15 protein-coding genes are annotated in these 20,119 nt (G+C 67.0%); 8 read left to right on the plus strand and 7 right to left on the minus strand.

Translation table 11 applies throughout. From position 1 onward, the window contains the following. Window positions 1–51 precede the first annotated feature (51 nt). The 4 genes from AB0L82_RS41745 to AB0L82_RS41760 all read left to right on the plus strand — a co-directional run bounded on the left by AB0L82_RS41745 (window position 52) and on the right by AB0L82_RS41760 (window position 6,703). Window positions 52–1,563 (plus strand): alpha/beta hydrolase, encoded by a 1,512-nt coding sequence (locus AB0L82_RS41745; RefSeq protein ID WP_364650623.1) that lies wholly within the window; start codon window positions 52–54, stop codon window positions 1,561–1,563. 55 nt (window positions 1,564–1,618) lie between these two features. Next, a complete protein-coding gene (locus tag AB0L82_RS41750) occupies window positions 1,619–2,959 on the plus strand; it encodes a glutamine synthetase family protein (protein ID WP_364650458.1) in 1,341 nt (446 codons plus the stop codon). Between the two features lie 174 nt (window positions 2,960–3,133). Beyond that, window positions 3,134–6,130 (plus strand): bifunctional [glutamine synthetase] adenylyltransferase/[glutamine synthetase]-adenylyl-L-tyrosine phosphorylase, encoded by a 2,997-nt coding sequence (locus tag AB0L82_RS41755; protein WP_364650461.1) that lies wholly within the window; start codon window positions 3,134–3,136, stop codon window positions 6,128–6,130. A gap of 84 nt (window positions 6,131–6,214) precedes the next feature. Then, complete coding sequence (locus AB0L82_RS41760; RefSeq protein ID WP_364650464.1) at window positions 6,215–6,703, plus strand: hypothetical protein; 489 nt, start codon at window positions 6,215–6,217, stop codon at window positions 6,701–6,703. Between the two features lie 47 nt (window positions 6,704–6,750). On the opposite strand, the gene AB0L82_RS41765 is transcribed toward AB0L82_RS41760, so the two are convergent. After that, on the minus strand, window positions 6,751–7,272 hold the full coding sequence (locus AB0L82_RS41765) for an RICIN domain-containing protein (RefSeq protein WP_364650467.1): 522 nt from the start codon (window positions 7,270–7,272) through the stop codon (window positions 6,751–6,753). Between the two features lie 248 nt (window positions 7,273–7,520). Between AB0L82_RS41765 and AB0L82_RS41770 the strand changes: the two genes are divergently transcribed. Continuing rightward, window positions 7,521–7,877 (plus strand): cupin domain-containing protein, encoded by a 357-nt coding sequence (locus AB0L82_RS41770; protein ID WP_364650470.1) that lies wholly within the window; start codon window positions 7,521–7,523, stop codon window positions 7,875–7,877. Here AB0L82_RS41770 and AB0L82_RS41775 read toward each other — a convergent pair. After that, entirely contained in the window at window positions 7,865–9,232 is a 1,368-nt protein-coding gene (locus AB0L82_RS41775) for a hypothetical protein (RefSeq protein WP_364650473.1), read from the minus strand. The two genes, AB0L82_RS41770 and AB0L82_RS41775, sit on opposite strands and share 13 nt — an antisense overlap. Before the next feature lie 85 nt (window positions 9,233–9,317). After that, window positions 9,318–10,142, minus strand: a complete 825-nt coding sequence (locus tag AB0L82_RS41780) for a class I SAM-dependent methyltransferase (RefSeq protein ID WP_364650476.1) — start codon at window positions 10,140–10,142, stop codon at window positions 9,318–9,320. 161 nt (window positions 10,143–10,303) lie between these two features. Between AB0L82_RS41780 and AB0L82_RS41785 the strand changes: the two genes are divergently transcribed. Together AB0L82_RS41785 and AB0L82_RS41790 are read left to right on the plus strand one after the other, a co-directional pair. Continuing rightward, entirely contained in the window at window positions 10,304–11,380 is a 1,077-nt protein-coding gene (locus tag AB0L82_RS41785) for an endonuclease/exonuclease/phosphatase family protein (RefSeq protein ID WP_364650479.1), read from the plus strand. Between the two features lie 102 nt (window positions 11,381–11,482). Then, window positions 11,483–12,928: a metallopeptidase gene (locus AB0L82_RS41790; protein WP_364650482.1), complete on the plus strand. Its 1,446-nt coding sequence runs from the start codon at window positions 11,483–11,485 to the stop codon at window positions 12,926–12,928. A gap of 4 nt (window positions 12,929–12,932) precedes the next feature. On the opposite strand, the gene AB0L82_RS41795 is transcribed toward AB0L82_RS41790, so the two are convergent. From AB0L82_RS41795 to AB0L82_RS41805, 3 genes are all read right to left on the minus strand, one after another. Beyond that, on the minus strand, window positions 12,933–13,772 hold the full coding sequence (locus tag AB0L82_RS41795) for a lysophospholipase (protein WP_364650485.1): 840 nt from the start codon (window positions 13,770–13,772) through the stop codon (window positions 12,933–12,935). Window positions 13,773–13,921: 149 nt separating this feature from the next. Next, on the minus strand, window positions 13,922–15,328 hold the full coding sequence (locus AB0L82_RS41800; protein WP_364650488.1) for a M20/M25/M40 family metallo-hydrolase: 1,407 nt from the start codon (window positions 15,326–15,328) through the stop codon (window positions 13,922–13,924). Next, the gene (locus AB0L82_RS41805) at window positions 15,325–16,977 is read right to left on the minus strand and encodes a CocE/NonD family hydrolase (RefSeq protein WP_364650491.1); all 1,653 of its coding nucleotides are present in this window, start codon (window positions 16,975–16,977) and stop codon (window positions 15,325–15,327) included. The genes AB0L82_RS41800 and AB0L82_RS41805 overlap by 4 nt, the downstream gene beginning before the upstream one ends. A gap of 163 nt (window positions 16,978–17,140) precedes the next feature. On the opposite strand from AB0L82_RS41805, the gene AB0L82_RS41810 reads away from it, so the two are divergent. Then, window positions 17,141–19,105 carry a serine/threonine-protein kinase gene (locus AB0L82_RS41810; protein ID WP_364650496.1) on the plus strand — a complete coding sequence of 655 codons (1,965 nt, stop codon included), beginning with the start codon at window positions 17,141–17,143 and terminating at the stop codon, window positions 19,103–19,105. Here the strand turns inward: AB0L82_RS41810 and AB0L82_RS41815 are convergent, their stop codons facing one another. After that, window positions 19,106–20,020, minus strand: a complete 915-nt coding sequence (locus tag AB0L82_RS41815) for an oxygenase MpaB family protein (protein ID WP_364650500.1) — start codon at window positions 20,018–20,020, stop codon at window positions 19,106–19,108. Window positions 20,021–20,119: the final 99 nt, after the last annotated feature.

The raw sequence follows: 20,119 nt of genomic DNA on the forward strand, positions 1-20,119 counted from the left end.
AGGGATTCGAGGGTGCGTACAGCGGGATGGCACGATCGGGGGATGGGTTTGATGCGAACCAACCGGGTCGTTTTGATGGCGGCGGCGTTGGTCATGACCGCGGCGGGCTGTTCGACCGTGGTGGATGGGAATCCCACGGCGATCGCGCCGGCCGGTATGGGGCAGTTCTACAACCAGCAGGTCAACTGGGGTAGCTGCGCGGAATTCGGGGAGGGGGATATGCCTTCCGGAGCCGAATGCGCCCGGGTCACCGTGCCGGTCGACTATGAGAATCCCGACCGGGCCACCGCGAAGATCGCCGTCTCTCGAATCAAGGCCACCGGCAACAAGATCGGTTCGCTGCTGTTCAACCCGGGCGGACCGGGCGTGCCCGGGATATCCATGGTGAATATCGCCGACGGCACCCCGCTCGCCGAGCGGTTCGATCGCGTCGGCTTCGATCCGCGCGGTATCGGCTCCTCGCAGCCCGCCATCAAATGCCTCACCTCCAAGGAGAACGACGCCGAACGCGCCGAAGCGCCCAAGGACAATTCGCCCGCGGGCATCGCGGCCGCCGAGACCGAGAACAAGCAGTACGCGGATAAATGCGTCGAGCGGACCGGTAAGGATTTCCTCGCGCACGTCGGCACCCGCGAGGTCGTGCAGGACATGGACGTGATCCGCGCCGCGCTCGGCGATGCCAAGCTCAGCTATGTCGGGTACTCGTACGGCACCCGCCTGGGCTACGCCTACGCCGAGAAGTTCCCGGACAAGGTGCGCGCGCTCGTGCTGGACGGCGCGCTCGACCCCTCGCAGGATCCGGTCAAGGAATCGGTGCTGCAGGCCACCAGCTTCCAGAACACCTTCACCAAATTCGCGCAGGACTGCGCCACCAAACCGGACTGCCCGCTCGGCACCGATCCGGCCCAGTTCGTCGCCCGCTATCGCGCCCTGGTGAACCCGCTGTGGGACAAGCCCGTTCCCACCGATGATCCGCGCGGCCTGCACTACGGCGATGCCATCACCGGTACCCAGCAGGCGCTGTACACCAACCGGTTCTGGCCCGTGCTCACCAAGGGCCTGCGTGAACTCGCCACCGGAACCGGCGACACGCTGTTGAAGCTGGCCGATATGTACGACGGCCGCGCCGAGGACGGCACCTACGACAACAGCCAGGACGCCTTCAACTCGATTCGCTGCGTGGACGATCCGCCGATCACCGATCGCGCCGTCGCCGCCAAACAGGACGCCGAATATCGCAAGGGTGCGCCCTTCCTGGATGACGCGCACGGCAGCGACGCCGCGCCGCTGGAGCTGTGCGCCATCTGGCCGGTGCCCAACACCAGCACCCCGCACCGCATTTCGATTCCGAACCTGCCCAAGACCGTGGTGATCTCCACCACCAACGATCCGGCCACCCCCTACCAGGCCGGTGTCGACCTGGCTGACCAGCTCAAAGGCAGTCTGATCACGTTCAACGGGGATCGGCACACGGTGTCGCTCTCGGGCGTGCAATGCGTCGACGACCCGGTGATCGCGTACCTGGTCGACCTGACCACACCCGCGGCGGGTCTTACATGCTGAGGTTCGCACCCGCTATGTAACACGGATTTAACTCCGGGTGCCTACGCTCGCGGTCATGGACCGTCAGAAGGAATTCGTCCTCCGCACGCTCGAAGAGCGCGATATTCGCTTCGTGCGACTCTGGTTCACCGATGTGCTGGGCTATCTCAAGTCCGTAGCGATCGCGCCCGCCGAACTGGAGGGCGCTTTCGAGGAGGGCATCGGCTTCGACGGTTCGGCCATCGAGGGGTTTGCCCGGGTGTCCGAGGCCGACATGGTGGCCAAGCCGGACCCGTCCACCTTCCAGGTGCTGCCGTGGTCCACCTCGAAGGGGCATCAGCATTCGGCGCGCATGTTCTGCGATATCGCCATGCCGGACGGTTCGCCGTCCTGGGCGGATCCGCGGCACGTGCTGCGCCGGCAGTTGAACAAGGCCGCCGACCTGGGCTTCAGCTGCTATGTGCATCCGGAGATCGAATTCTTCCTGCTCAAGCCCGGACCGCATGACGGTTCCACCCCGATCCCGGTGGATCAGGGCGGCTTCTTCGATCAGGCCGTGCACGACGAGGCGCCGAACTTCCGCCGCCACGCCATCGACTCGCTGGAGTCCATGGGCATCTCGGTCGAGTTCAGCCATCACGAGGGCGCGCCCGGGCAGCAGGAGATCGACCTGCGCTACGCGGACGCGCTGTCCATGGCCGATAACGTCATGACCTTCCGCTACCTGATCAAGGAAGTGGCCATCGACGAGGGCGTGCGCGCGACGTTCATGCCCAAGCCGTTCGCCGATCACCCGGGTTCGGCCATGCATACCCATATGAGCCTGTTCGAGGGTGAGCAGAACGCCTTCCACGATCCGGATGACCCGATCAACCTGTCCGACACCGCGCGCGCGTTCATCGCGGGCATTCTCGAGCACGCGCATGAGATCAGCGCCGTCACCAATCAGTGGGTGAACTCGTACAAGCGGCTCATCCACGGTGGCGAAGCGCCGACGGCCGCGTCCTGGGGCCGGTCGAATCGCTCTGCGCTGGTTCGCGTTCCGATGTACACCCCGAACAAGTCGTCCTCGCGCCGGGTCGAGGTGCGCAGTCCCGACAGCGCCTGCAACCCGTACCTGGCCTTCGCGGTGATCCTGGCCGCCGGTCTGCGCGGTATCGAGAAGGGCTACACTCTGCCGCCCGAGGCCGAGGACGATGTGTGGTCGCTGACCGCCGCCGAGCGTCGTGCCATGGGCTTCCGCGAGTTGCCCGCCAGCCTGGACGAGGCGCTCAAGAACATGGAGAAGTCCGAACTGGTCGCCGAGACCCTGGGCGAGCACGTCTTCGACTTCTTCCTGCGCAACAAGCGCCGCGAATGGGCGGGCTACCGCAACCAGGTCACCCCGTACGAGCTCAAGGAATACCTCGGGCTGTAATTTCTGCCCTCCGCTTCGCTGCCCCGCTCCACTCAGTCCAGAACCGGGACGGGCCGCGAACTCGGTGGTCCTTGGGCTCGAGGTGGAGGCGGGCTGGCGGCAAGCGCGCAACGATGTCTGTTATACGAGGGTTGGCTGGCGCGCTGACGGAATGTGACATGTAATTTGAACGACATGGTCCGGCCACCGACGACTCGTTCCGCTGTCCCCGGCGTCGGCCGGCTCGGTTTGATGGAGCCGTCGGCCGCCGATTCCTTACGAGAGTTGGCGTGGGACAACGTCGACAGCGTTCCGCTGCTGTGGGCGCTGTCCCGTTCCCCCGATGCCGATCTGGCGCTGCTGACGCTCATGCGGTTGCGCGAGCAGCTCGGAAGCGATTGGGGCGCGCTGGATTCGGCGTTGCGGGCCAATACCTCGCTGCGCGGGCGATTGTTCGCGCTGATCGGGTCGTCGAGCGCGTTCGCCGATCATCTGGTGGCCGATCCGGGGTGCTGGCAGCTACTGCTGCGGCCCGAATTGCCCTCGCGCGATGAGGTGCTCACCTCGCTGCTCGATGCCGTGCACGCGACGCCGGAGACCGGGCCGAACGCCGGGCCCATGCTGTTCCGCGCCGGGATCTCCGGACCGGACGCGGTTGCGCTGCTGCGCAAGCGGTATCGCGATGAACTCATGCTGCTGGCCGCCATCGATCTCGCGGCCACCGTGGAGAACGAACCGGTGCTGCCGTATCAGCAGGTCGGCTGGCATCTCACCGATCTCGCCGATGCCGCGCTGACCGCGGCGCTGTCGGTGGCCGTGGCCCGGGTCTGCGTCGATCGTGAGGTGCCCGCCCGGCTGGCCGTCATCGCCATGGGCAAATGCGGTGCGCGGGAACTGAATTACGTCTCGGACGTGGATGTCATCTTCGTCGCCGAACCCGCCGACACCACCTCAACCCGGCTCGCCGCCGAAATGATGAGCGTCGGCAGTGCCGCGTTCTTCGATGTGGACGCGGCGTTGCGGCCCGAGGGCAAGGCGGGTGCGCTGGTGCGTACCCTGGAATCGCATATCGCGTATTACAAGCGCTGGGCGCGCACCTGGGAATTCCAGGCGCTGCTCAAAATGCGTCCCGCCACCGGCGATCTCGAACTCGGGCAGCAGTATCGCGAAGCGCTCATGCCGATGGTGTGGGCGGCCTCCGAGCGCCCCGATTTCGTCACCGATGTGCAGGCCATGCGCCGCCGCGTCGAGGATCTGGTGCCCGCGGATCTGCGTGAGCGCGAACTCAAGCTCGGGCACGGCAGTCTGCGCGATGTCGAATTCGCGGTCCAGCTGCTGCAATTGGTGCACGGTAAGGCCGATGAGGCGCTGCATACCCAGGGCACGGTGGAATCGCTCGGCGCGCTCGCCGCGCGCGGTTATATCGGCCGCGATGACGCCGCGAATCTGACTGCCTCCTATGAGTTTCTGCGCCTGCTCGAGCATCGCCTGCAATTGCAGCGGCTCAAGCGCACGCACACCCTGCCCGCGCCCGAGGACGAGGAGGGTATGCGCTGGCTGGCCCGCGCCGCGCATATGCGCCCCGACGGCCGGCAGGACGCGGTCGGCGTGCTCACCAGCGAGATTCGGCGCAATGCGGTGCGGGTGCGCCGCCTGCACGCCAAACTGTTCTACCGCCCGCTGCTGGAATCGGTTGCGCGCCTTGACGCGGACTCGCTGCGGCTGAGTCCGGCGGCGGCCGTGCGGCAGTTGGCGGCACTGGGTTACGCGGCCCCGGAGAACGCGCTCGGGCATCTGAAGGCGCTCACCGGTGAGGTCGGCCGCAAGGGCCGGATTCAAGCGCTGCTACTGCCGACCCTGCTCGAATGGCTCGGTGAGACACCGAATCCCGATGCCGGACTGCTCGCGTACCGGCGGGTGTCCGAGGGTCTGGACAATGAGATCTGGTTCCTGCGCGAACTGCGCGATGAGGGAGCCATCGCACAGCGCCTGATGATCGTGCTCGGCTCCTCGGCGTATCTGCCGGATCTGCTGATCAACGCGCCGGAAACCATCCGCATGTACGCCGACGGCCCGAACGGGCCGCTGCTGCTGGCCCCCGCAACGGCCGATGTGGCGCGCGGAATCCTATCCGGCGCAAAGCGTTACGACGAGCCGCGGCGTGCTGTCGCCACCGCGCGCTCGCTGCGGCGGCATGAACTCGCGCGCATCGCCTCCGCCGATGTGCTGGGCATGCTCGATGTGCCGCAGGTCTGCGAGGCGCTGTCCTCGGTGTGGATCGCGACCCTGGAAGCCGCGCTACAGGCCGTGATTCGCGCGAGCGGCCCGCAGCCCGCCGATTTCGCCGTCATCGGCATGGGGCGTCTGGGCGGTATGGAACTCGGTTACGGCTCGGACGCCGATGTGCTGTTCGTCTGCGATCCGCGCCCCGGCGTGGATGAGACGGTCGCAGTCAAATGGGCGAACGGCGTGGCCGAACAGGTGCAGCGGCTGCTCGGTGCGCCCAGTACCGATCCGCCTTTGCAGGTCGACGCGGGTCTGCGTCCCGAGGGCCGAAATGGTGCCCTGGTGCGGACTTTGGCCGCCTATGCCGCCTACTACAAACAGTGGGCGCAGCCCTGGGAGGTGCAGGCGCTGCTGCGTGCGCGCCAGGTGGCCGGTGATCCCGAATTGGGTGTGCGCTTCCTGCACACCGTCGATCCGGTCCGCTATCCCAGCGGTGGCATGTCCCCCGAGGGTGTCCGGGAGATCCGCCGCATCAAGGCGCGCGTGGACGCCGAACGCCTGCCGCGCGGCGCGAACCCGGCCACCCACACCAAACTGGGGCGCGGCGGCCTGGCCGATATCGAGTGGACCGTGCAGCTGCTGCAATTGCAGCACGCCCATGATGTCCCGGCCCTGCACAACACCTCCACCCTGCAATGCCTGGACGCCATCGAGGCGGCCGATCTGGTGTATCAGGAAGATGTGTCCCTGCTCCGGGAATCCTGGCTGACCGCGACCAAGGCCCGCAATGCCCTGGTCCTGGTGCGCGGCAAACCGGCCGACCAACTCCCCGGTCCCGGCCCGCTGCTGTCCGCGGTGGCCCGGGTGGCGGGCTGGCCCAATGACGACGGCAGCGAATTCCTCGATCACTACATGCGCGTCACCCGCCGTGCGAAAACAGTCGTGGAGCGCGTGTTCGGCGGCTGATCCGCGCCGGGTACCGTGCAGTTATCGGCCGAATTCGGCCGTGCCGGTCATGCACGACTTATCCGCTAGGACAGGAGTCGAAAAATGCGAGGCATTCTGAAGGTCATGGCGGTATCGGTCCCGCCGCTGGTCGCACTGGCGGTATCCGCCGCACCCGCGTCCGCGGATCCGGTGTCGTTCGAACCCGCACACGTCGATGTGAGTCCGGGCTGCGCGGGCACGGTCAAGGCCGAACTGTCCGCCAGCCAGGGCCAGCAGGCGGGCGAATTCGCGGACTTCATCGACAGCTCGGCCCGGGTCAGCGTCAATTTCACCCCCGACGCCGCGAACAATCCGCTCGGCTCGCTGTCCGCCGCCCCGGTCAACAACGACTGCCAGGTCACCACCACGGTCACCATGCGCAATATCGACACCGGCGCGACCACCACCGACACCCGCACCACCCAGCACGACGGCCACTACGGCTGGAACGCGGCCTCCTTCACCCTCCCCGGTTCGGGCCGCGTCTCCGTCACCGTCAGTACCAACCCCACCCCGGGCGAACTCACCATCGAGGTCCCCGCGCCCCGCTGACTTCATAACCCTGGGATTCGCTGGGCGGCAGTGGCTTTCGATTGCGGTCAGTGGCCGATGACCATCAGGACGAATTCCTGGGTGGGGTTGTTCTGGGCAGGACGGGTGACCACGCCGTAGTCCTTCTCGGCGATTTCGTGTGCGTCCACGTAGCGGTCGTTGGACGCCTGCTGGATGGTGTACTTGCCGCCGCCGATGGAACGGATATGCCACAGCTGGGTGGTGTTGCCCTGGGCGGGCCGGGTCACCAGGTGGTAGTCGAGCGATTCGATCTCGTGGGCATCGAGGTAGCGGTGACTGCTCACCTGCTGGACGGTCCCGGTCCCGGTGCCGCTGTCATCCCAGTGGATCCGCCACTGCTGGCTGGCGTCACCCTGATTCGGCCGGGTGACGACGTTGTAGTCGTGCGTGCCGTCCGCCCATGCGTCCAGATAGCGCCCGCTGGAGAGCTGCTGGATGGTGACGATATCGTCCGGTTGCGCGGCGTTCGCGGTGCCGGGTACGGCGGCGAGGGCGAGCAGCGTGCCGAAGAACAGTCCGGCTGCGGCGCGAGTGCTGAAACGTGTCATGGGGGGATCCTTCGGAGGGGAGGGAGGCGCTGTGCCCGTGCTATCCATCCTTGGACGAGGGCAGCCGGTCTGAAAGGCACCCTCGGGAGGTATGCGCATCGCCGGGGGTGCGGAAAAACCACCAGGGAGTGGGCATGTTGCAGCCCGGATAGGCCCGTGGCCGTGGCTACGGAATGTATTGTGCAGCCGCTTGATCTGGACGATCTGTCGGCGGGAATTGGGCGACCCGGACCCTAGGCTCGATATTCATGAGCGCTGATGATCAGTTGATTCCGAGCTTCGCCCTGCATGTTTCCGATGTCGACCTGACGCCCGATCCGATCGATCCGGCCCAGATCATTTCGGGTGCCCCGGAGATAACCAGCACGGTGCTGTGGGAATCGGCCGATGGCGCTCGGACGCATGGCATTTGGCAGATCACCCCCGGTGTGGTCAGCGATGTCGAAGCCGAGGAACTGTTCGTCGTGCTGTCCGGCCGCGCGACCGTCGAGATCGAGAACGGGCCGACGCTGGAATTGTCGGCCGGGGATGTGGGCGTGCTGCGGGGCGGGGAGCGGACTATCTGGACCATTCACGAGACCCTGCGCAAGGTTTATTCGGTGTAGTCGAGATCGGTTCCGGCCGCTGGGATTTCGGCTCCGAGGACGGCGGGGACGGTGGGCGGTGGGGTGCCGAGGAGTTCTTGCTGGCGGTTGCGGATGAGCCATTCGGGGGTGCGGTGGGTGGCGTCGGCGTCCGAGGCGGGGCGGCCCGGTGTGGGATGCATGCCAGGCAGGAAGCCCGTCGGCTGGGCGGCGGGGCTGGACAGGACGGTGGAAGGTGTTGGTGTGGAGCGGGTTCCGGGCGGTGGGGGACCGGGGTAGCTGTGGCCGGGATCGGGGGTGGCTCCGGGCGGCTGGCGCAGGTTCGGGAATCCGTGCGGGGTGACCGCGGCCGGGAGTCCGATCGGGGAACGTGGCGTGGTGCCGAATGATCGGTTCGGGGCGACCGTGGTGCGTGGATTTCCGCCGCTGGGAGTGCCCGCCGGGGTGGTGTCGGGGTCGGCGCTTCGATCGAGGTCCGGGGCGACGCCGTCTCGGACGGCCGATGCGGCCGTCGCCGGAGAGGTGTCTTCGTCGGACAGTGCGCTCGGGTGGTCGCCGCGGTTCGGTTGTCCGTTATTGCGCTGGGCCGCTGGTCGATTCGGGTTGCTGGAGGCTGCGGGGTGCGCGGAGTGGTCGGCTCGGCTGGGATCGGCCTGATGTATCGCGCTGATCGGCTCGGTGCGGGGGAGTGCGCCGCCGCGCAGGGAACTCGTATGTGCGGGCGGGGATTCGAGCCCCTCCGATGCGCTCCCGGCGGGCATATCGTGCGAGGTGAAGGCGGGTACACCGGATCCGGCGGGCGGGTAGGTCGGAATGTAGTTGGCTTCCATCGCGGCGACGGCGATGTGATGGAGCTCCTCGCGGGCGTCCTCGCGCGAATGCGCGCCGGGAGTCGTGCCGATGACGGTGGACAAATAGGGCGTGAGGGGGTCGGTGCCGGCGGCCGAGGGCGGTGGGACGGTGCGGCGGACGGCTTCGGCTCCGTAGGCGGCGGCGATCATGCGGTGGCCGGTGCTGTGCGCGATTTCGGTGATATCGGTTGCCCACTGCACGAATTCGCGAGCGGTGCGGGCCGCGGCGTCGCCGATATGACCCCGGATGCCGTCGGCGAGTGCCGATTGCACGGTGCTGTGCAGGCCGGTGATCGCGCCGGTGAGGTTATCGGCGATATCCACCCAGACGGCGGCCTGTGCGTGCATGGTGCCGGGATTCATGGCTTGCGCGTGGGCGTAGATTTCCGCGTGCGAGAGCCCCGGGAAGTGTTCGAGTCGCTGAATGTAATCGGGGTCCACCCCGCCCTGCGAGATTCGCCCCTGTTCGCGTTGCGCCCCCTGCTGGGCCTGTTCCGCGCTGTGGCGCAGCTTCTTCGGGTCCACCGATTTCCCCCTTCACTCACTGACTTGGACGCCGGAAGGGGGCGAGTGGTTCCGGCGGCTGTCGGTTATCTCTGGAGCTCCTGGCTCAGGATCGGTCCTTTCGCGCTTGCAGGGTGTAGGACAGCGGCAGCCGCTCGCGATGCTCGATGAGCCGCCATTCGCCGTGCTTATCGTGAATCATCTTGCCGGGCAGTGCTTCCCAGGGCACGCTGTCGTGTTCGGTCACACCGGTGAGTGTCAGTCCGGCGGTGAGCAGTGCCCCGATGATCTCGCCGAGGCCGTGATTCCATTCGTGCGTAACGGTTTTGGTGATCTCCCCGTCGGTCTCGACGTAGGTGCTCCCGTCGTCGAAGACCGTGGGCGCGGTGGTCTCGAAATACGGGTATCCGATCACCAGCCGATCCTGTGTCTCGTCGATGGACCACAGCACCGGATGCCCTTCGCGAATGAACAGTCGCCCGCCCGGCCGCAGCAATCCGGCCACGGTCTCGGCCCACCGCCGCACATCGGGCAGCCAGCACAGTGCGCCGATTCCGGTGTACACCAGATCGAATTGCTCCGCGCCGAGCACCGGAATCGCCTCGTAAACATCGGATTCCACGAATTCGATGGCGGTTCCGGTGTCCTCGGCCAGTTTTCGTGCCTGTGCGAGCGAGGCGGGTGAGAAGTCGAGTCCGGTCATATCGGCCCCGAGCCGGGTGAGCGAGAGCGTATCGGTGCCGATATGGCATTGCAGGTGGACGCCGCGCAGTCCGCGAATATCTCCGAGCCGGGGTATATCGAAGCGCACCACCTCGCTCAGAAAGCTCGGATCGGCTTGGAATTCGGCGAAGGCATAGTCGGCGGACGCGGCGTGCAAAGGAGCGCGTTCATCCCAATTGTCGCGATTGAAAGTACGGTAATCGGTCACGTCCACTGACTGTGCCACGCTCGCACCGCCCCGCGCTCCTCATTTGCACGCGGGTCGCACGCAGGTCAGCGGCATTCGACCGTGCAGTAGGGTGGTCAGCGATTGCCGTAGGTGGGGGTTTCGGCGGGTTTGTCCCGCCGCGCTCGAATGGGATGCGGCATATGGCCGAATGGCGCGGTGTGCGCCGGATGGGGGGAGCAGTGGTCGAATATCAGCAGGCGGACGAGGTCACGGTGGTGCTGCCGCGTGAGCCGAAACGGCGGCGCGGCCGGATCCGCTCGATACTCGTGTCGAAACGCCCGAGGGGCTGGTTCGGCTGGACGGCGGTGGTGCTGGGCTGGCTCGCGCTGCTCACCGGGCTGACCGGTGTCGGACTGCACTACAACACGATGTCGTCGGAGTCGGCCATGCTCGCCGCCTCCTTCGCCCCGTACCTGATGCTGTTCGCGGTGCTCGCCCTGGTGATCCTGTTGCTCGCGCGCGCCTGGCGCGGTGCGCTGGTGGCATTGCTCGCCACCGCCGCCGCGCTGTGGTCGCAATTGCCGATGCTGTGGCCGGACGGCACCGCCGGGCCGGGTGTGGATGTGGCCGTCATGCAATCGAATCTGCTGTTCGGCAATGCCGATACCGATGCGGTGGTGCGGGCCGTGCGCGAGAACGGGATCGAGGTGCTCACGCTGGAGGAGCTCACGCCCGAGGCGCTCGCCCGCCTGGACGGGGCAGGTCTGGCCGAACTGCTGCCCTATCGTCACGTCGAGGCCGCGGCAGGCGGCGCGGGTTCGGGCATCTTCACCCGCTACCCCTTGGAGGCGGGCAGCAAGCTGTCCGGTTTCCTGCTGAACAATGTGCGCGCCAACATGATTCACCCCGATCGGGGTCCGGTCGCGGTCTTCCAGTTCCATCCGATCCCGCCGAATCTGAACTTCGACGCCTGGAGCAACGAACTGCGCACGATTCGCGATCTGCTCGATCAACAGCCCGGGCAGGTGATCGTGGGCGGTGATTTCAACGCCACCTTCGATCACGCCTCCTTCCGAGAGCTGTTGCGCGGCAGGTACGCCGACGCCGGTGAGCTGCTCGGCATCGGCGCCATGCCGACCTGGCCGGACGATCGGTCCTGGGGTCCGCTGCTGGGTCTGGATCGGGTGCTGGTCGCGGGCGGGCATGCCACGCAGGTTCGTTCACTCACAATTCCCCGATCCGATCATCGCGCCGTCGTTGCGCGCCTGCGCCTCTGAGCGATACAACGAGAGCAACCCGGAGACGCGGCACGGCCGAGTCCGGCCGTTTTCCGGGTGCCGGGACCGCGGCTGGGCCCGGAGCGGTACTCGGGAGGCGTTATGCGGAATACACGGCTGCGGTTGGGGCTCGGCATCGGATTGCTGGCGGCGGGACTGGTGATCGGCGGTTGTACCGTCGTGAAAAACAGTGAGCCACAGAATATTACGGCCCCGGTGGACAATCCCTTCGAACTCAGCGGGGCGGTGTCGGCGACCGGGCCGAACGGTCCGCGCAGCGGGGTGCCGGATACCACGCTCACCGCCGAGAACGCGGACGGCGGCAGCATCGACAAGCTGGCGCTCAATACCCTCGCCGATCTCCAGGAGTACTGGACCGCCCAGTACGCCAAGACTTTTCCCGGCACCTTCACCCCGGTGAACCGATTCATCTCCTGGGATTCCACCGCGCCGCGCAGTCAGGCCGTGCAGTTCTGTCGCGCCAGCACCTTTCAGGAGGTGAATGCCGCGTACTGCACGGTCGATCAGACCATTGGCTGGGATCGCGGCACGCTGCTGCCGGAGCTGGTGAAGAAATTCGGGGCCATGTCGGTGGTCATGGTGCTGGCCCACGAGTACGGGCATTCGATGCAGGCGCAGGCCAAACTGAACGGCTTCTTCACCGCGAGCGTGATCCGGGAACAGCAGGCGGATTGTTTCGCCGGTGTGTTCCTGCGCTCTGTGGCGGAAGGGAATTCGCGGCATTTCACGCTCAACACCACCGACGGCCTCAATGGCGTGCTCGGCGCAACCATCGCCGTGCGGGACAGCGAACCGGGCGCGAGTAAGGATGAGCACGGTTCGGCATTCGAACGCGTGACGGCGGTGCAGATGGGCTATACCGATGGGGCGCAGGCGTGTAAGACCATCACGCGCAAGGAGCTGGCCTCCCGGCGCGGCACCCTGCCGACCAGCTACACCACCCCCAACGAGGCGAATCAGCAACTGCCGGTGGACCGTTCATCGCTGGATATGATCGCCCAGACCCTCGCGACCAACGATCCGATCACCCGGCAGCCGGTGTACGACTACACCGGGGTGAGCAAGTCCTGCGCGAATGTGACCGTGACCAAACCGGTTTCGTACTGCCCCTCGGGCAATGCGATCGGCGTCGACGTCTCGACGCTGGCCAAACGGGCGCGCGGGGATGGTGACAGCGCGGTGCTCTCGGCCATGGTGGCGGGCGATTACAACGGATTCATCATCTTCATCTCCCGCTATATGCTTGCGCTGCAACAGGATCGCAAGCTCGGGCTGACCGGCGCCGAGACCGCCGGATTGCGCACCGCCTGCCTGTCCGGGGCGTTCAGCACCAAGATCAGTCAGCCGGGCGGCGATATCCGGCTCTCCGCGGGGGATCTCGACGAGGCCATCTCCGGACTGCTCGCGGATGGCCTCGCCGCCTCGGACGTCAACGGCAATGTGGTGCCCAGCGGTTTCGTGCGGCTGGAAGCCTTCCGCACCGGAGTGCTGGACGGCGACAACGCCTGCCTGAGCACCTACAAGTAGTCGCCTATGCCGGATCTATGTGCTGGTTCAGCCAATTCACCAGATCGGCGATGACCTTGTCCTGTTCCGGCTCGTTGTAGATCTCGTGGAAGAGACCGTCATAGCGGATGACGGTCTTGTCCTTCGACGCCGCATCGCGCTCGATCAGATCCGCGCCCTCGGGTGAGGCCAGCCCGTCCGCGGTGCCGTGCTGCACCAGCACCGGAACGGTGAGCTTATCCAGGTTCGCCAGCACATACGTTCCGGCGCGCAGCATTTCGGAGCCGGTGCGGGCGGGCACCCCGCCGTGGTACACCAGCGGGTCGGTGTCGTAGGCGCGTACCACTTCCGGATCGCGGCTCACCAGCTTCGAATCCAGTTTCAGCACGGGCAGATTCGGCAGCAGCTTGGAGACGACCGGTGCGAGCAGTCGCTGTACCGCGTTGCCCGCGTCGACCACGATCGCGGGACCGGACAGCACCACGCCGGTCACGTCCAGGGGTGTGCGGGTGGCGAGGTAGGCGACGGTGAGCCCGCCCATGCTGTGCCCGATGACGAACTTGGGCAGTCCCGGATGTTCCTTCATGGCGATATCCAGCAGCGCCTTGACATTGTCGGCCGCGCCGTCGAGGGAGACGACATTCGCCTTCCCGCCCTCGGACCGCCCGTGCCCGATGTGGTCGAGCGCGTAGGCGGCGATCCCGGCATCGTTCAGGCGTGCCGCCACGTGGGCGTAGCGGCCCGAATGCTCCGCGTACCCGTGCACGATCACGGCAACGGCCCGGGGCTCGGAGTCGGGCAGCCAGGCCTGCCAGTACACCCGCCCCGCACTGCCCTGGAATTCGCCGGTCTCGTTTCGGGTCATCGTCGCTCCCTCTCGGTCGGATATCGCACGCCGGGGCGACCGCGCACATTCCGGGGCGCTTCGCCCGGTTTGTCGCCACCCGGCCGAGTCATTCTCGCGCACCGCCGCCGCGCCCGCCGCGTCACGCCCCGAATTTCGTGCGCGCGGGTTCAGCGCCGGGCAAGGTGGTCGATCAGGAGCCGGTTGAAGGTGATCAGGCGCGCGTAATTGGCGCGGGAGATGCGCTCATCGGTGCCGTGGATGCGCTCGAGGTCCTGCGCGGTCAGGATGATCGGCGCGAAATTGCAGCGTGTCGCGGCGAGATCGTCGTAGTAGCGGGAGTCGGTGGCCCCGGGCACCAGGCCGACGGTGACCGCGACGCCGGGCACCACCGCGCGGGTGAGGTCGGCAATGAGATCGAAGGCCGGACCCGCCGCCGGATTCGCCGAGGGTTCGGACGCGTGACCCATCAATTCGATGGCGACGCCCCTGTCGCGGACGACGCGGCGGCAGTGCGCGACCACATCCGCCACCGAATCACCGGGCAGGATACGGAAATTCACGTATGCCTCGGCCCGCTGCGGCAGCACATTCGGTGTCACGCCGCCGTGGATCATGGTCGGCGCGGTGGTGGTGCGCACCAGCGCCTCGGTGGTCGGCCCGGCGGCCAGTACGCGCGCGATCGCTGGTCCGGCCACGCCGATCAGGCCGAGCAGGGTGCGGCGCGGTTCGGACATGAATTCCCGCAGCCGCGTGAGCATGTCGATGGTTACCGGAGTCAGCCGCAGGGGGAACGGCCGGTCCTGAATCCGGGCCACCGCCCGGGCCAGCTGCCCGACGGCGGTCTGCCTGCCCGGCATGGAGGAGTGCCCGCCGATCGCGGTCACCGACAGGCGAACCGTCGCGAAACCCTTCTCGCCCACCATGATCGTGGCGACGGGCAGGTCGATGCCGTCGGCCACATCGGTGGTGATGACGCCGCCCTCGTCGAGCAGCAGTTCGGCCCGGACTCCGGCGGACCGCAGCCGCTGCGCCATCCGTCCGGCCCCGGTATTGCCGAACACCTCTTCGTCATGTCCGAAGGCCAGATATACGGTCCGCGCGGGCCGGACCCCGTCGGCGAGCGCCGCCTCGACCGCCTCCAGGATCGCCATCACCCGGCTCTTGTCGTCGATGGCCCCGCGTCCCCAGATGAAGTCGTCATCCACCACGCCCGCGAACGGCGGATGCGTCCAGCCCCGTTCGTCATCGACCGGGACGACATCCATATGCCCGAGCAGAATCGCCGCGACCGGTTGGGTCGGCGCGATGCCGCCCGCAGGGTCATCGCCCGAGCCGGGCGCGGCGTCCCCGCTTCCCGGCCAGCGGTAGAGGCGGGCGTGGCCGAAGGTCTCGCATTCGAGATGCGCGTGCACCAGTGGGAAACACGCTTCGAGATGAGCTGTGAGGCGCTCGAATTCGCCGAGGTCGGTCTCGGCGGGATCCTCACGCGAGACGGTGACGCAGCGCAGCGCCGCCCCGAGTCGTTCGGCGGTGGCGTCGTCGACGGCCGGGGTGGCGGCTGCGGTCTGGGTCATCGATCTCCGGTCCTGGGTGGGAAGTCGATATTCACTGTCGCATTGTTCAGCGCGTCCGCGGGCACCATGAGGGCCTTCTCATTGCTCCACTTCGGGATGCCCTCGGAGATGCCGCCGGTCAGATCCGGGGTGCGCACCGCGCTGAGCAGCGGAAGTCGCACGCGCGCGGAGGTGACGGTGACCTTGGCCAGCGATGCGGGATGCGCCCAGATGTCGTCGAGCACATCGGTGATGCGGAAGGCGATGCGATGCCCGGCCGCGATCGGCCAATCCTGGGCCAGCAGCCGCAGCTCGGTGGTCGGGGTCGCGGGTGCGATGCCCCGGGTGATGACGATGCCGCGGCCGTTCGCGTCCACGTCGTACATTTCCAGGGTGACGCTCGCCTGCCGCGGCCCGTCCACGCCGAGGGTCGCGGTGACCGTGCCCGAGAGCTGCTGATCCTGCGCCAAAGGCTGACTCACCGACCAGATTTCGCGATCGGGGCCGGGAATCAGGCCGCGATCGGTGTACGCGCCGGTGCGCAGATCCACCGGCACCTGCCGCATATCCGCCGGGGGCCACTGTGTTTCGGACCGCCACTTACCGTCGAACTGTCCCACCGTGATGCGCGGTCCGGGTACCGGTGCGTCTTTGCCCGCCACCAGCCGATCGAAGAACCCGATCAGTTCGGAGGTGAATTGCGGTGTGCCGCATTTGTCATCGCAGGTGCGATGCCCCCACTGCCCGAACCACGCCTTGTGCTCGCCGGGGCCGAGCTCGTTCCAGAGCTGGAAGACGCGATCGGGTTTGGTGTTGTAGTCGATGAATCCCTGTCCCAGGAACAGCGGAATGGTGTTGCCCTTCAGCTTCGCCACCAGATCCCGGTCCTGCCAGAACGCCGAGGACGCATCATGATTCATGATCTGGTTCGCGTAATTGCCGTAGCAGGCGGGATCGATGCTGACCGCATTCGTCTGGTACTCCGGCGAATCCGCCCAACTGCCCGGCGTCGAGGCGATGAGCAGATGCTCGAGTCCCGCGAAATCGCCCGGCCGGACCCCGGTTTCGGTGACCGGCTTACCGGAGAACTTCCACGCGATGCCCTGCATGTACAGGTACGAATTGGGGTCGACGACCGGTTCGAACGCCGCGACCGCCGCCAGTCCGGCGGGTTTCTCGGCCAAGCCCATCAGCCCGGTCCACGCCTCATAGGAGATCCCCATCAGTCCGACCTTGCCGGTCGACCAGGGCTGTCCGGCCGCCCACTCCACCGCGGTCTTCACATCGGATCGCTCACCCGGCCCGCCGAAATCCGGGCAGCCGTTGGAGCCGCCGAAACCGCGCAGATCCACGATCACATAGGTGTACCCGGCGGCCAGCATGGCGGCCACCGGCAGATTCTCGGTCGACGGCCCGCCCTTGAGCAGCGGTGAGGTGAGATAGGCCAAATGTGATCGATACGGGCTCACGGTCATGATCACCGGCGTCTTCGCGTCATCGGCGATCCCGGTCGGCCGCAGAATATCCGCGTGCAAGCGCGTCCCATCGGCCGCGGTGATGTACTCCTGCTTCCACACGAACCCCTGATCGGCGACCGCCTGCCCCGGCACCGCCAGCACTCCCAACACCAGTAGCAGCCCGAGCAGGGCTCGCCACAACACCATCCGCATGATCACCATAGTGACCTTGGTGCCTGACGTCGTCGCAGACCAGCCCCCGGAAACAGGGTGCACGGCGGCGATCGGCGGGTGCGCACGGGATCCCTCGGACATAATCGTGCGGGCGACGTCCGAAACACGGGCGCTCGTACGGGGGTGGAAAGGCGGGTCACCGGTGGTACTCGAGCCGGGATCGGTATTCGCGGGTTATACGGTGCTGGAGCAAGCCGGATCGGGCGGGATGGGCACGGTCTATCGGATGCGGCATCCGCGATTGCAGATCGATGTCGCGGTCAAGGTGCTGCCCGCGCATGTCGGCAGCAGCGATCCCAAGGCGCTGGCCCGGTTCGAACGCGAGGCCCGGCTCACCGCCGCGCTACAGCATCCGAATATCGTGCGGGTGCACGACTGCGGCACCGATGGCGAAACACCCTGGATCGCCATGGATTTCGTCTCCGGATCGGATGCCGAGCGATTGGCCGGAGCCGGTCCGCTGCCGATCGCGCGCGCGGTGGAGATCGTCCGGCAGGCCGCGGCCGCACTGGATTACGCGCACGGCAAGGGCATCCTGCACCGGGATGTCAAGCCCGCCAACCTGTTGATCAGCGAACACACCGGTCAGCAGCATGTGCAGATCACCGATTTCGGCATTGCCCGCGGACTGGGGGAGCGCACCACCGCGACCGGTTCGGTGCGGGCGACCTTCGCCTATGCCGCACCCGAACAGCTCGGTGGCGGGCCGGTGGATCACCGCTGCGATGTCTACGCGCTGGGCTGCACGCTCTTTCATCTGCTGAGCGGCACGGTACCGTTCCCGCTGCGCACCGTGTTCGCGATCGTCAACGCGCACTTGAACACTCCGCCGCCGCGAGTGTCCATGAGCCGCCCGGACGTGCCCGCCGCGCTGGACGAGGTGATCGCGACCGCCATGGCCAAATCGCCCGGCGCGCGCTATCGCTCGTGCGGTGAATTGGCGGAGGCGGCGCTGGCCGCGATTCGCGAACCGCTCTGGCCGGAACCGATGAGCACCGCTCCGCCGCAAGATGATTCGGTGCGACCGGCCGCCGGAGCGGAGCCGCCGGTCTGGTCGACGCCGCTGTCGAACCCACCGCCGGTACGGGCGGCGGTCGATCTGATCGGGCATACCGGCGCGGTGCGCGTCATCGCCTTCGACCCCTGGGGTGCGCGGGTGGTCACCGCGGGCGCGGATCAGACGGTCCGGCTCTGGGATGCCCACGGCGGTAAGCAGATCGGCGCTCCGCTGGCGGTGAACATCGCGGTGCACGCGCTGGCCTTCAGCCTCGACGGCAGTCTGCTGGCCGCGGCGAGCGGTCGTAGTGCGCGCCTGTGGGATGTCGAGAGCGCGCAGCGGATCTGCGAAGACGTGTACACCGCGCTGCCGTCCACACCCGTATTCGGCCCCGACGCGGCCGTGCTGGCGGCCACCAACCCGCAATCGGTACTGCTCTGGGATACGCCCGAGCGCAATGGATTCGGGAAGCTGGAGATGCATCCCGGGTTCGGTCTGGGCTACAGCTCATTGGCCTTCAGCCCGGACGCGGGCGTCTTCGCCATCGCCCGCCGAGACGAGGTCATCCTGCGCGACTACCACCGCGGGGCCGCGCCCCGGGGTTCGGCCATCGGCGCGCAGCGCGCGATCCTGGCGCATGCGGGTGAACACGTCCGCCGCGTGCTCTTCACCTCGGACAGTCGCACGCTGCTCACCGTCAGCGATCGTGTTGCCCGGCTGTGGGATTGCTCCGACGATCACTATCGCGTCGAACTGCTGCTGCCGATGGAACTGACCGGGACCGAGGTCGAGGCCGCGTTCGGCGTCGACGGCAGCCGCTTCGCGGTCGCCAATCACGATCGGGTGGTGTGCTGGAGCCGGAGCACCGGGCAATCGATCCACTTCCCGCTCGATACCGGGACCGGTCCGGTGCGATCGGTGACCTTCAGCGCCGATGGCGCGCTGCTCGCGGTGAGTACCCGTGCGCTGGTGCGCATCTGGGATATCGACAGCCGCAGGCAGCTCGGCCCGGATATGCCGCCGCCGGTGGTGTTCGCCCCCGACGGCATCACTTTCGCCGCGGCACAGCATGATCGGGTGTGCCTGCGCAATCTCGCCGAACTGCGCTGACTACATCGGCCGCAGATCGATGATCTTGCGCAGCCGGGCGCGGTCGCGTTCCAGGCGGCGTGCCTCATAGGCGATCGGGAAGTAGCGCACCCGTTCGGGCAGTACCGGAACGGTGCGGCCGATCACCCAGCCCAGCGCGCGCAGGGTGCGCTCATCGCTGGAAGTCCATGTCAGGCCCAGCTTTTCGCGAATGATCTCGGGTGTGGTGCCGACGGTGAAGAAATACTGCAGGCGGCCGACGGGTTTGGTGGCGGTGCGCCACAGCGGGCGCAGCGGTGCGGGAATCTGCTTGGGCGGGGCGATCTTCTGGATCACCCGCAGATAGTCGTCGGCGACATTGGTTGCCACCAGGTGGTTCTCGACCTGATCGCGGAACCACGGCTCCCATTCGGCGAAGGTCGCCGGAATCTCCTTGGGCGCCACCGAGAAATTGCGCATGAGCTGCACCACCTCGCGGTAGTACGCCTCCTTGTCGGCCTCGCTGAGTTTCACGGTGGAGAAGTACTTATCACCCTCGGTGAAGGCGAAGACCGCGGTGTGCAGCACCCACGCCCACGGTCCCGAGGACAGCGCCTGATGCTTATTGCCGTGCGCGTCAACGCTATTGAGGCTCGCGTGCATGGCGCGCAGTCGATCAGCTTCGGCCAGGGCCTCATCGCCGCCGTAGATCCACATCATGACCGAGGCGATACTGCGGAAGGCGCGTCCGGCCGGATCGGTGCGGAAGCTCGAGTGTTCGTCCACCACCGCGGCGATGGTCGGTTCCATGGTCTGCAACAGGAAGGCCGAGCCGGCGGTGAGGGAGAACGTGATGAGCCCGGTCTGCTCCCACATCTGGCTGCCGGGTGCGAACGGACGGCGTTCGGGCCGGGGTGCTCGGGAGTCATGATCGATCGGCGCGACGGCGGCGGTCATGGTGATCTCCTTTGATCACGGTCCTGCCGCAGCGCCACACTCCGACAGGATGAGAGAGTTACGTTCGAATCTTCTCATCTTGTCGGCCGAGTGGCAACC

Origin of the sequence: Nocardia sp. NPDC052001 (assembly GCF_040680615.1) — a bacterium.
Lineage (GTDB): Bacteria > Actinomycetota > Actinomycetes > Mycobacteriales > Mycobacteriaceae > Nocardia.